Genomic DNA, 12,748 nt, shown 5'->3' with positions numbered 1-12,748 from the left:
TCCGGGCGCTGGGCGTCATTCATCGGTAGGCGATCCAGCAATCGAGCAGCGCGTTGGCAAGCCCCTTGTCGATCGCCTCGGCGGCTTCCTCGACCCCGTCGACGAGGCTGTCGACCGCGCCCGCGACGACAAGCGCCTCGGCGGCGTTGTAGAGCACCGCGTCGCGATAGGCGCCGTGCTCGCCCCGCAGCAGGTCGCGCAAGGCCCTGGCATTATAGCTGGCGTCGCCGCCGCGGATCGCAGCGATCGGATGCGAGGGCAGACCGGCGTCGGCCGCGGTGCTGCGCTGCATCTGCACGCCGTCGGGCGTCACCACCGCCACCTCGTTACCGCCCGCGAGCGACAGCTCGTCGAGCCCTTCGTCGCCCGAAATGACGCGCGAATGGTCGGTGCCGAGCCGGTGCAGCGCTTCGGCATAGACCGGAACATAGGCGGGGCGCGCGATGCCGATGAGCTGGCGCGTCACGCGCGCCGGATTGGCGAGCGGCCCCATCAGGTTGAAGATGGTGCGGCGCGCCAGCGCCTGACGGATCGGCTGGATGCGCTTCATCGCCGGATGATGGTTGGCGGCAAAGAGGAAACAGATGCCGAGGTCGGCGAGCTGCGCCTCCGCCATCCGCCCGGCGCGCTCCATGTCGAGCCCGAGCGCCTCGAGCGTGTCGGCCGCGCCGGATTTCGAGGAAGCGGCGCGATTCCCGTGCTTTGCGACGGGAACCTCGCACGCCGCGACGACGATCGACACCGCGGTCGAGACGTTGAGCGTGTGGTGGCCGTCACCGCCGGTGCCGCAGACGTCGATCGCGCCCGCGGGCGCCTGGATCGGGATCAGCCGCTCGCGCATCGCCTGCGCCGCGGCGGCGATCTCGATCATCGTCTCGCCGCGATCCGAAAGCGCGGAGAGGAAGCCGGCCACCTCCTCGTCGCGGCCGCCGCCGTCGAGCATCGTTGCGAAGGCATGCGCCGCCTCGTCGGGTTCGAGGAAGCGGGCGGGGTCGGGAAAGGGGCCGAAGCGGCTCATGCCGCCTGCCGCTCGGCGACCGGCAGCCCCGCCAGCCGCATGAAATTGGCGAGCATCGCGTGGCCGTGCTCGGTGGCGATGCTCTCGGGGTGGAACTGCACGCCGTGGATCGGCAGTTCGACATGGCGAAAGCCCATCACCGCGCCATCGTCGCTCGTCGCATTGATCGCGAGCGCGGCGGGAATGTCGACCACTTCGAGGCTGTGATAGCGCGTCGCGGTGAGCGGCGAGGGCAGGCCGGCGAACAGCCCGGTGCCGTCGTGGCACACCGGCGAGGTCTTGCCGTGCATCAGGTGACCGCGCTGCACCGTGCCGCCGAAATGCTGGCCGATCGCCTGATGACCGAGGCATACGCCGAGCAGCGGCCGTGCCGCATCGGCGCAGGCGGCGACGAGATCGAGGCTGATCCCGGCTTCGTTCGGGGTACAGGGGCCGGGGGAAATGAGGATCGCCTCGGCGCCGCTCGCCAGCGCCTCGGCTGCGGTGAGCGCATCGTTGCGTTCGACGCGCACCTCTGCCCCCAGTTCGATCAGATAATGAACGAGGTTGAAGGTGAAGCTGTCGTAATTGTCGATGACCAGGATCATGGCGGCGGGCCGTATCGCTTTTGAGAGGCGAGGGGAAGGGATAGAAGCTTTCCGGCGGCCGATCACTCCGCCATCAGCTTCACGAGGTCGTCTTTCCAGAATTTCGCCCAGCTGTGCGTGCTGTGACCCTTCGTTTCGGGGCTGGCCGGGATCAGGACGAATGTCGCGCCGGGCATGCGTGCCGCCGCCTTTCCGGTGATCCCGTAGCCGGGCTGGTTGATGAAATCGTCGGCGGAGTTGATCCACAGCATAGGCACCGTGATCTTTTCGAGGTTCGACCACGGATTGTAATTGCGCGACGAATCAAGCTGGTAGATCGTGTCATTTGCATCGCCGCGAGCGAATGTGCGCGCGAACGCCTCATCCTTGTAAGCCTCCGCCGCGGCGCGCGTCGGATATTGAGCCTGCAAGGCATAGGGATTGGAGCCCGCGATCAGCATGAGCGAGGCCACGGTGCGCAGGCCCGCGAGCGGCGGATCGGTGTAGTTGCCGTCCTTCCACAGCGGATCGGCCTTGATCGCGTCGATCGACAGCGCGCGCCACATCCGGTTCACGCCGGCAATTTCGACAGGCAGGCACGCGAAGGGCGCCAGCCTTTCGGCGAAACCCGGATGCATCTCGCCCCAGACGAAGGCGTGCATGCAGCCCATCGAGGTGCCGAGGATCAGCTTCAGCTTCGTCACGCCGAGCTTTTCGGTGAGCATGCGGTGCTGCGCGGCGACCATGTCGTCATAGTCGTAGCGGGGAAATTTCATCCGCAGGCCGTCGCTGGGCTTCGACGAGCCGCCATGGCCGATATTGTCGGGCAGGATGATATAATATCTGCTCGTATCGAGCGGCTGGCCGGGGCCGAAAAGCTCGTCGGCGAACTGGGGCTGAAAGAACTGCTTCCCGGTCCCGCCGGTGCCGTGGAGGATCATCACGGCGTTGGTGACATGGCCCTGTTCGTCGCGCTGCGGCTTGCCGAGCGTCGTATAGTGAAGCCTTAGCTCGGGCAGCTTTTCGCCCGTGCCGAAGGTGAAATCCTTGAGGATCGCATCGCCTTCGACGGCACCTTCGACCGTCTGGGCGTGGGTCGGGGCGATGCCGCCGAGCAGCAGGGCGAGCGGAGCGAGATATTTCAGCATGGCGGCGACGCTAGCGCGTTTGCGCGCCGGATTTAAGCCCTCTTCGAGAAGCGGCGATCATTGCCCGTAACCCGGCGTTCCCGCGATCCGCACCGCCTCGCGCGCCGCGGCGAACAGCGCGCCCGCCTTGGCCTCGCACTCGCGCTGTTCGTAGGCGGGGTCGCTGTCGGCGACGATGCCCGCGCCGGCCTGCGCATGCATGACGCCGTCCTTGACGATCGCGGTGCGCAGCACGATGCAGCTGTCCATATTGCCGTCGGGCGCGAAATAGCCGACGCCGCCCGCATAGGGCCCGCGCGCCTGGGTTTCGAGTTCGGCGATGATCTGGCAGGCGCGGACCTTCGGCGCGCCGCTGACCGTGCCCGCCGGAAAGCCTGCGAACAGCGCGTCGATCGCGTCCTTGCCGGGCGCCAGGCGGCCGATGACGTTCGACACGATGTGCATGACGTGGCTGTAATATTCGACCGTATAGCTGTCGGTGACGGTCACGCTGCCCCCGGTCGCGGCGCGGCCGACGTCGTTGCGGCCGAGGTCGAGCAGCATCAGATGCTCGGCGCGCTCCTTGGGATCGGCGAGCAGCGATTCGCGATTCTCGGCATCCTCGGCGCTGGTGCGGCCGCGCGGGCGGGTGCCGGCGATCGGCCGGATCGTGATCTCGCCATCGCGCACACGGACGAGAATCTCGGGCGACGAACCGATCAGCGCGAAACCCGGCAGGTCGAGGAAATAGAGGAAGGGGGAGGGGTTCACCCGCCGCAGCGCGCGATAGAGGTCGAAGGGCGGCAGGTCGAACGGCGCCGAAAAGCTTTGCGACAGCACGACCTGAAAGATGTCGCCGGCGCCGATATACGTCTTTGCGGCGCGCACCATGCGCGCATAATCGTCGGGCGCGGTTGCGGGGGTGGCGACGATCGCGGCCGGGTCGATGCGGGTTTCGGCGCGCGCGCCGTGCGCGCTGGCACTGGCGAGGCGCGCGGCGATCGTCTCGATCCGCTCCTGCGCGTCGTCGATCATCCGGTCGATCGCGCCGTCCGCATCGGGCCAGATCGGCGCGATCAGAAACAGTTCGTCGGCGAGCCGGTCGAAGACGAGAATCGTCGTCGGGCGCACGAAGATCATGTCGGGCAGGCCGAGCCCCGGTCCGGCCGCGCGCGGAATCCGCTCGACGAGGCCGATCGTCTCATAGGCGAAGAAGCCGACGAGCGTCGCCAGCGCCTTGGGCAGTCCCTCCGGCACCGCGAAGCGGCATTCGGCGACGAGGTCGCGCAGTGCCTGGAGCGCCCCGCCCGCGACCGGGCGAAAGGCGGCGCGGTCGCGGCGCCATTCGCGGTTGATCCGCGCGGCGTCGCCCGTCACCTCGAACATCAGGTCGGGATCGAGGCCGATTAGGCTGTAGCGGCCGCGCGTCTCGCCGCTTTCGACCGATTCGAGAACCCAGTCGCCGCGGCCCGGCTCGATCAGCTTGAGGGCCGCCGAAACCGGCGTTTCGACGTCGGCGATCTGGCGCTGCCAGACCACCGCGCCGCGTCCCTGCGCCAGCGCTTCGAGCGCTGCGGATCGGCCTTCGAGCGTCATGGCGCTATTCGACGGCGGCTGCCGTGCCGCTCAACTCCTGGCGAAGCTGTTCGAGCAGGTCCTTGTCGATCTTCACCCGGACGCGACGCTTGGCCTCGGCGGCAAGCTGCTCGACCAGTTCGCTGCCGAAGGCCGGGCCGAGCGGCTGGGCGATGGCGGCGACGCGCGCGGGGTCGATCTGCTTGGGATCGGGGCGGTCGACATGGCCGAGCGAAATCACCATCCAGCCGCGGTTGCCTGGAATTTCGAGCGTCTTCACGCTGCCCTGCGCCATCGAAAAGAGCAGCGCGAGTTCGGGCGGGACGCCCTGACCGTCGCGGCCCAGTTCGGCGCGGCGGCCGCCGATCGTCTGGACGTTGCCGATATTGGGGCCGGCGGCGCGTACCGCTTCGGCCAGGCTCTTGCCGCCTTCGACCGCCTTGGCGATCGCGCGTGCCTTGTCGCGCGCGACCTTCTGCCCCTCGGCAAAGCGCCAGTCGGTCAGCAGGTCGCCGCGAATCTGCGCAAAGGGCGGCGGTGCGGCGGCGACGACCGACTTGACGGCGAACACCGCGAACTTCTCGTTCTCGACGAGCGTCGCGATCTGGCCCTCGCCCTCGTTCCCCTGAAAGGCCTGCGCGACCATCGGCGCCAGTTCGGGCGGCAGAGTGAAATCGGACGGTCCGGCCGGACGCCCGCTCGGCAGCAGCGGCGGGGTCTCGACGAGCTTGAGCTTGCGGTCGCTGGCGACCTCCTCGATCGCGGCGCCGCCGTTCACGGCGTCCTGGATGGCGTTGTAATAATCGACGATCGACTCGTTCGCCTTGTTCTTTTCGAGCTCGGTGCGAATTTCCGGCGTCGCTTCGGCCAGCGTGCGTGCCGGCTGGGCGATGATGTCCTCGACGCGCGTGACGGCCCAGCCGAGGCCGGTCTGCGTCGGGCCGAGCAGGTCGCCGCGCTTGGCGGCGAAGGCGGCCTTGGCCATCGTATCGCTCGTCATGGCGGTATAGGCCGAACGGGTGAGCGCGCCGGTGGTCGAGGCCGAAAGCCCGGCGGCCTGCGCCGCGGCCTGGATGGTCGCGCCGCCGCGCACCTTCGTGGCGATGCCGTTCGCCGTCGCCTGGTCGGGCGCGATCACCTGCGCGAAGCGACGGGTCTCGCTCGCGGAGAAGCGCGCCGCATTCGCCTTGTAATAGGCGGCGACTTCGTCGGCCGCGACCTCCGGAACCGGCGCGGACGCGCGATCGAACAGCGCATATTGCAGCACGCGGCGTTCGGGCACCGTGAATTTGGTCTTGTTCTGCGCCAGATATTTGCGCAGCGCGTCGTCGCCCGGATCGGTCTTTGGCGCAAAGGCGCTCGACGGGATGAAGGTCGCGTCGCCGCGGCGCGCCTCTAGCAACAGCGCCGCATAGGGCTGCGCCATGCCCGGCGCGAGACGGGCGACGGTGCCGATCGGCGCGGCGAGCTGTTCGACGAAGAGCTGCTGGCGCAGGTCGCGGCGAAGCTGTGCCTCGCTGATGCCGTTTTCGCGCAGGAAGGCCTGGAAACGCGTCTGGTCGAACTTGCCCGACACGCCCGCGAAGACGGGCAGGTCGGCGATGCGTCCGTCGACCAGCCGCTTGCTGGTGCCGAACCCCAGCTTGGCCGCGAACTGTTCGAAGGCGGCGCCCTCGATCAGCTGGTTCAGCACCTGATCGAGTCCGCCCGATTCGACGAAGGACGCCATCGTCATCCCCGGCTGATCCTGCCGCGCCTGATTATAGGCGAGGCGGACGCGGTCGCGTAGCTCGCCGACGCCGATCTCGGTGTCGCCGACCTGCGCGACGTTGGCGCCGCCGATGCCGCCGAAGGTGCCGCTGCCGGTCACGTCGCTGAGCGCGAAGGCGAGACCGACGACGACGACGAAGGCGAGCGCGAGGAACTTGCCGATGGCGGAGCTGAAGAGATTGCGGATGGCGGTGATCATGAAGCGGGCATTCTTTCGGCGAAGCGCGGCATCGCGCGGCTTGGCGCTGCTTTAGGCGGGAGGCGGGGCGGCATCAAGGCGGGAAAGGGCCTTTTCGTCTGCCGGTTCATCCGCCGACGTCCTTCGCATGCGCACGGCTTCCTTTCCCCGGCGCGCACCGCTAGGGCAGGCCCATTCACAGGTTCAACAAGGGAAAGAGGCAATGGCGCGGCGCAAATATGTGGTCGGCAACTGGAAGATGAACGGGCTGAAGGCGGCGCTGGACGAGGCGCGGGCGATCTTTGCCGGCGCGGCGGATCATGCCGCGGTCGACGTCGCGCTGTGTCCGCCCTTCACCCTGATCGGCGCGATGGCGGACGCGGCGCCGGGGGCGGCGGTCGGCGGGCAGGACTGCCATGCCGCCGCAGCGGGCGCCTATACGGGGTCGGTCGCGGCGCCGATGCTGGCCGATGCCGGTGCCCGGCTCGTCATCGTCGGGCACAGCGAGCGGCGCGAAGGGTTCGGCGAAAGCGACGCCGATGTGAAGGCGAAGGCCGAAGCGGCGCTCGCCGCCGGCCTGTCGGTTATCCTGTGCGTCGGCGAACCGCGCGACGTGCGCGAATCGGGGGGCGCCATCGCCTATGTGCTGGCGCAGGTCGCGGGCTCGCTGCCCGCCGCCTTCGATCCCGCGCGCCTCGCCATCGCCTATGAGCCGATCTGGGCGATCGGCACCGGGCTGGTGCCGACCGTCGCCGATGTTGCGGCGATGCACGGCGCGATTCGCGCCAGGCTGGGCGAACTGTCCGGTCCGGCGGCGGCGGAGGCGATGCGTCTTCTCTATGGCGGGTCGGTGAACGGCGACAACGCCGCCGAACTGCTGGATGCGGGCGACGTCGACGGCGCGCTGGTCGGCGGGGCGAGCCTGACCGCCACCAAGTTCCTGCCGATCGTCGCGGCGGCGGCGCAGTTGGGGTGATCGCGATCGCCGCTGCGGCCCCGCGGCGGCGACGTATGGCTTGAAGCGACGCGGCTTCGTCTCTATGTGCGCCGCGGGCGCGGTCCGTTTGGGGGCCGCGCGAGCTTTCGGGAATCGTCGATGTCGAGCCTCTTTACCTTCCTGCTGGTCGTCCAGGCCGTGATCGCGGCCACGATGATCGGCGTCATCCTGATGCAGAAGTCGGAAGGTGGCGGATTGGGCGTCGGCGGCAGTCCGGCGGGTCTGCTCTCGGCGCGCGGCGCGGCGGATTTCCTGACCCGACTGACGACGATCCTCGCGACGCTGTTCGTCGGTCTGTCGATCCTGCTTGCGGCGATGGCCTCGGTCGGTCGCGACGGCTCGACGATCGATACCTCGCTGTCGAAGACCGCGCAGCCATCGAGCGGCACGGCGGCGCCGTCGATGACCGGCCCGGCACCCGAAGCCCCCGCCCAGGCGGCTCCGGCCGCCCCGGCGAGCGACGATCCGCTGGCGGCGGCCGCTGCCGCGGCAAGCCAGGACGCCGCCCCGGCGCAGACGCCGCCCGCCAAGAAATAAGCGGCTTCGGCCCTGTCCACCCCGCGTCGCGGAAAATATTTCCGCGGCGACCGATTCGGCGGCTTGCGCCGTCCCCCTCCTGTTGAGTAAGTCTTTCCTCCCATGGCGCGGTTCATTTTCATCACCGGCGGCGTGGTCTCCTCCCTTGGCAAAGGTTTGATGGCGGCTAGTCTCGCGGCTTTGTTGCAGGCGCGGGGCTATCGCGTCCGCATTCGCAAGTTCGACCCCTATCTGAACGTCGATCCGGGCACGATGTCGCCCTATCAGCACGGCGAGGTCTATGTGACCGACGACGGGGCGGAGACCGACCTCGACCTCGGCCATTACGAGCGCTTCACCGGCGTCGCGGCGCGGCAGAGCGACAATGTCACCTCCGGCCGCATCTATCAGGACATCATCGCCAAGGAACGGCGCGGCGACTATCTGGGCGCCACGGTGCAAGTGATCCCGCACGTCACCGACGCGATCAAGGCCTTTGCCCGCGCCGAGACCGACGACCTCGATTTCGTGCTGTGCGAGATCGGCGGCACCGTCGGCGACATCGAATCGCTGCCCTTCATCGAGGCGATCCGCCAGCTTCGCAACGACGTCGGGCGCGAGAATACGGTTTCGGTCCACGTCACGCTGGTCCCCTATATCGCCGCGGCGGGGGAGCTGAAGACCAAGCCGACGCAGCACAGCGTGCGCGAACTCGCCTCGCTGGGGGTGCAGCCCGACATCCTGCTGTGCCGCTGCGAAAAGCCGCTGCCCGACAGCGAGCGCGCCAAGATCGCGCAATTCTGCAACGTGCGGAAGGAAGCGGTGATCCCGGCGCTCGACGCCGACTCCATCTATTCGGTGCCGGTGCAATATCATGGCGAGGGGCTCGACAGCGAGGTGCTGCGCGCCTTCGGCATCGCCGATGCGCCCGACCCCGACCTGACCCGCTGGTACGACATCATGGACCGCAAGCGGAGCCCCGAGGGCGAGGTGACGATCGGCGTCGTCGGCAAATATGTCTCGCTGCCCGACGCCTACAAGTCGCTCAACGAGGCGCTGACCCACGGCGGCCTCGCCAACCGGGTCAAGGTCAATATCCGCTGGCTCGACGCCGAGATGTTCGAGGACGGCGAGGCCGACCTCGCCGCCAAGCTGGAGCCGATGCACGGCATCCTCGTTCCCGGCGGTTTCGGCGAGCGCGGGTCGGAAGGCAAGATCGCGAGCGTGCGTTTCGCGCGCGAACGCGGCGTGCCCTTCTTCGGCATCTGCCTCGGCATGCAGATGGCGTGCATCGAGGGGGCGCGGAACACCAGCGGCATCGCCAGGGCTTCGAGCACCGAGTTCGGCCCGACCGACGAACCCGTCGTCGGGCTGATCACCGAATGGATGGGCGCCGAGGGGCTTCAGAAGCGCGGTGCCGATACCGACATGGGCGGGACGATGCGCCTCGGCGCCTATGAGGCGAAGCTGTCGCCGAACAGCCATGTCGCCAGCATCTATGGCGCCGACACGATCAGCGAACGGCACCGCCACCGCTACGAGGTGAACGGCGCCTATCGCGAGCCGCTCGAAAAGGGCGGGCTGGTCTTTTCAGGGCTGTCGCCCGATGGCATGCTGCCCGAAATCGTCGAGCGGCCGGACCATCCGTGGTTCATCGGGGTGCAGTTCCATCCGGAGCTCAAGTCGAAGCCCTTCGATCCGCATCCGCTGTTCAAAGGCTTCATCGAAGCGGCGGTGAAGCAGAGCCGACTGGTCTGACGCGCCGGAGTGGGGCAACAGGAAGGACGTACAGGCCATGGATCACGCGAAACTTGCCGAACTCCAAGGCCCCGACTCCATTTTTTCCGGCCTGACGCTTCAGGATTGGGCCGACATCGCCGGCCGCGCGGTCCACATGCACTTCGCCAAGGGCAAGGAATTGCTGGCGCAGGGCGAGGCGGGCGACAGCCTGTTGATCCTGACCGAGGGCAGCGCGCGCGTATCGATGCTGACCCCGAACGGGCGCGAGATCGTGCTGGCCTATGCCGAACCGGGCGCGGTGCTGGGCGAGATCGCGCTGCTCGACGGCGGCGAACGGACCGCGTCGGTGACGGCGACGAGCGCCGGCAGCGCGCTCCAGCTCGGGCGCAACGCGATGCGCGATTTCGTGACCAGCCACCCCGATTTCGCATGGTCGCTGATGCACCAGCTGGCGCGGCGGCTACGCACTGCCGACCAGACGATCGAAAGCGACCGTGCCTATGCCTCGGGACCGCGGCTCGCGCGCTACCTGAAGCGCCTGATCCGCAAGGACGCGGGCGACGCCGCGCAGCGCCTCGAGCTGTCGCAGACCGAACTCGGCAATTTCGCGGGGATGAGCCGCGAACATATCAACCGCCAGCTGAGAAGCTGGGAGGAATCGGGGATCATTTCGCTTGAGCAGGGCCGCGTGCGCGTGCTCGACCCCGACATGCTGGAGGATATCAGCGAGAGCGAGGGGTAGGAGCGGCGCGCGGCAGCGGAACCTATCTCCCCTCCCGCAGGCGGGAGGGGCAGCGAGACTTGCGAACTTGTTCGTCAGTCGCAGCGGGGTGGGCCGTTGCGGCGTGGCTGCCCACCCCCAGCCCCTCCCGCAAGCGGCAGGGGAGGTGCCGGCTTGCCCCGGCTTCCATTCGTGTCCGGACTTCGCTTGTCCGCGACCCGAATCACAACGCCCGGGCCTCTATCGAGACCCGGGCGCCAGTGACGAACGTCGCCATCCCCCTTGTGCGCAGACCGGCGAAGGATCTGCACTCCCTGGAGCCGGGCCTTTGGCCGCGTTGAACCAGAAGTCATCGGGCTAGGGCGACGATGGCGCTTTGTCACCCTCTGGCACGCGCGGATCGCCGCTTTTGCCCGCGGCTGTGGCGGATGGGCAACAGATTATGCGAATGATTCGCAAATGAACGGCGGTCACCGCCCATTGCCAGCGGGCGGAGGCGCCCGTAAAGCAGCGGCATGCATGACCTTCCCTTGCGCTCCAGAAGGCCGGTTTTCCGATGATCCTGCGTCCTTACGAGCGTGCCATCTTCAAGCGCTACATGCTCCCGCAACGCGGCGAAGGCTTCATTTTCGTCGCCGCGGCGTTCAGTTTCGTCGCGGTGACGCTGGGCGTCGCGGCGCTCGTCATCGTGATGAGCGTGATGAACGGCGTGCGCGCCGACCTGTTCGACAAGATCGTCGGGCTCAACGGCCATGCGGTAGTGCAGGGATTCGGTGGGCGGCTCGACGACTGGCAGGGCGTGCTCAAGCAGGCGAAAGCCACGCCCGGCGTCGTTTCCGCGACGCCGCTGATCGAGCAGCCCTTGCTCACCACCTTCGGCGGCCGCGTCGAAGGCGTGCTGGTGCGCGGGATGACCGTCCCCGACATCCGTCGCAACGAGACGCTGGGCGGCAAGGTGTTGCAAGGCAGCCTGGATACACTGACGCCGGGATCAGGCAATGTCGCGATCGGCAGCGAACTGGCAAAGAATCTCGGCGCCACCGTGGGGTCGAACATCACGATCATCAACCCGGCGGGCCGTTCGACGCCCTTCGGCACCGTCCCGCGCGAAATCGGCTATCGCGTCTCCGCCATCTTCGAGATCGGCGTCTATGATTTCGACAAGGCCTATGTCGTGATGCCGATGGAGGATGCGCAGTTGCTGCTCCTCACCGGCGACCAGGTCGGGATGATCGAGGTCAAGGTGACCGATCCCGACAAGGTCGGCCCGATCCTTCAGCCGCTTGCCGAGAAGGTGGCGGCGAAGGCGGTCATTTCCGACTGGCGGTCGATGAACAGCGCGCTGTTCGAGGCGCTGTCGGTCGAGCGCGTCGCGATGTTCGTCATCCTGTCGCTGATCGTGCTGGTCGCCGCGTTCAACATCGTCTCCTCGCTGATCATGCTGGTGCGCGCCAAGACGCGCGACATGGCGATATTGCGCACGATGGGAGCGCCGCGCGACGCGGTGCTGCGCATCTTCATGGCGATCGGCCTGTCGATCGGCATCGCCGGGACCCTGTTCGGCATGGCGCTGGGGTTCAGCCTGCTCTATTTCCGCCAGGGCGTCCTGCGCGGCGCCGAGTTCGTCACCGGCCAGCCGCTGTGGGACCCGTCGATCCGCTTCCTCGCCGAACTGCCGTCGAAGCCCGATCCGTTCGAAATTGCCGGCATCGCGGTGATGGCGATCCTGTTCAGCTTCCTCGCGACGCTCTATCCGGCGTTCAAGGCGGCGAACACCGACCCCGTGCAGGTGCTGCGCTATGAATGATCTGGCGCTGGAACTGATCGGCCTGCGGCGCAGCTTCACGCAAGGCGAGGTGACGATCGACGTGCTGCGCGGGGTCGACGCCAGCCTGCGCCGCGGCGAGATCGTCGCGCTGCTCGGCCCTTCGGGATCGGGCAAGTCGACGATGCTGCAGGCCGTGGGCCTGCTCGAAGGCGGCTTCGAGGGAACGATCCGCATCGACGGCGAGGACGTCACGCGCTTCGATCAGGGGCAGCGGACAAAGACGCGGCGCGAGAAGATCGGCTTCGTCTATCAATTCCACCATCTGCTGCCCGATTTCACCGCACTCGAGAATGTCGTGCTGCCGCAGTTGATCCGCGGCGCCGACCAGGCCGAAGCGGAGGGCCGGGCCGCCGACCTCCTCGCCCGGCTCGGGCTCGCCGAGCGGCTGCATCATAAGCCGAGCAAGCTGTCGGGCGGCGAGCAGCAGCGCGTCGCCGTGGCGCGCGCGCTGGCGAACCGGCCGCTGCTGGTGCTTGCTGACGAGCCGACGGGCAACCTCGACGAGGCGACCGCCGACCGGGTGTTCGAGCAGTTCGTGGGGCTGGTGCGCGACCATGGCTCTGCGGCGCTGGTCGCGACGCACAACGAGCGGCTGGCGGCGAAGATGGACCGCGTGCTGCGCTTGCACGAAGGGCATATCGAGGCGTAGGCAGACACCTCCGCTCCCGCTTGCGGGAGGGGCAGCGAGACTTGGTCCGGCGCAGTCGGGCCT

At 68.1% G+C, this 12,748-nt stretch carries 11 protein-coding genes; 6 read left to right on the top strand and 5 right to left on the bottom strand.

Annotated elements, in window-relative coordinates; all coding sequences use genetic code 11:
* Positions 1–19: 19 nt before the first annotated feature.
* The 5 genes from trpD to C3E99_RS09300 form a co-directional block, all read right to left on the bottom strand.
* Positions 20–1,018, bottom strand: a complete 999-nt coding sequence (gene trpD, locus C3E99_RS09320) for an anthranilate phosphoribosyltransferase (RefSeq protein ID WP_076074986.1) — start codon at positions 1,016–1,018, stop codon at positions 20–22.
* Positions 1,015–1,605 (bottom strand): anthranilate synthase component II, encoded by a 591-nt coding sequence (locus C3E99_RS09315; RefSeq protein ID WP_076074989.1) that lies wholly within the window; start codon positions 1,603–1,605, stop codon positions 1,015–1,017. The genes trpD and C3E99_RS09315 overlap by 4 nt, the downstream gene beginning before the upstream one ends.
* A 62-nt stretch (positions 1,606–1,667) precedes the next feature.
* Positions 1,668–2,732 (bottom strand): alpha/beta fold hydrolase, encoded by a 1,065-nt coding sequence (locus tag C3E99_RS09310; protein ID WP_076074991.1) that lies wholly within the window; start codon positions 2,730–2,732, stop codon positions 1,668–1,670.
* Between the two features lie 57 nt (positions 2,733–2,789).
* Entirely contained in the window at positions 2,790–4,307 is a 1,518-nt protein-coding gene (trpE, locus tag C3E99_RS09305) for an anthranilate synthase component I (RefSeq protein ID WP_076074993.1), read from the bottom strand.
* A gap of 4 nt (positions 4,308–4,311) precedes the next feature.
* Positions 4,312–6,255: a peptidylprolyl isomerase gene (locus tag C3E99_RS09300; RefSeq protein WP_076074994.1), complete on the bottom strand. Its 1,944-nt coding sequence runs from the start codon at positions 6,253–6,255 to the stop codon at positions 4,312–4,314.
* Between the two features lie 202 nt (positions 6,256–6,457).
* Here C3E99_RS09300 and tpiA point away from each other — a divergent pair, with 202 nt between their 5' ends.
* The 6 genes from tpiA to C3E99_RS09270 all read left to right on the top strand — a co-directional run bounded on the left by tpiA (position 6,458) and on the right by C3E99_RS09270 (position 12,685).
* Positions 6,458–7,210 carry a triose-phosphate isomerase gene (tpiA, locus tag C3E99_RS09295; protein WP_076074996.1) on the top strand — a complete coding sequence of 251 codons (753 nt, stop codon included), beginning with the start codon at positions 6,458–6,460 and terminating at the stop codon, positions 7,208–7,210.
* 120 nt (positions 7,211–7,330) lie between these two features.
* Complete coding sequence (secG, locus tag C3E99_RS09290) at positions 7,331–7,768, top strand: preprotein translocase subunit SecG (RefSeq protein ID WP_076077762.1); 438 nt, start codon at positions 7,331–7,333, stop codon at positions 7,766–7,768.
* A gap of 102 nt (positions 7,769–7,870) precedes the next feature.
* Positions 7,871–9,505 (top strand): CTP synthase, encoded by a 1,635-nt coding sequence (locus tag C3E99_RS09285; protein ID WP_076074998.1) that lies wholly within the window; start codon positions 7,871–7,873, stop codon positions 9,503–9,505.
* A gap of 37 nt (positions 9,506–9,542) precedes the next feature.
* Positions 9,543–10,229, top strand: a complete 687-nt coding sequence (locus C3E99_RS09280; protein ID WP_067106455.1) for a Crp/Fnr family transcriptional regulator — start codon at positions 9,543–9,545, stop codon at positions 10,227–10,229.
* A gap of 535 nt (positions 10,230–10,764) precedes the next feature.
* Positions 10,765–12,015, top strand: coding sequence for a lipoprotein-releasing ABC transporter permease subunit (locus tag C3E99_RS09275; protein WP_076074999.1), 1,251 nt, complete (start codon positions 10,765–10,767; stop codon positions 12,013–12,015).
* A complete protein-coding gene (locus tag C3E99_RS09270) occupies positions 12,008–12,685 on the top strand; it encodes an ABC transporter ATP-binding protein (RefSeq protein ID WP_067106451.1) in 678 nt (225 codons plus the stop codon). The genes C3E99_RS09275 and C3E99_RS09270 overlap by 8 nt, the downstream gene beginning before the upstream one ends.
* The last annotated feature ends 63 nt before the right edge of the window (positions 12,686–12,748 follow it).

This window comes from Sphingopyxis sp. MG (assembly GCF_002953155.1).
Lineage (GTDB): Bacteria > Pseudomonadota > Alphaproteobacteria > Sphingomonadales > Sphingomonadaceae > Sphingopyxis > Sphingopyxis granuli.
Note: the sequence above shows the minus strand (reverse complement) of the source record. Positions and strands in the feature narration are given on the sequence as shown.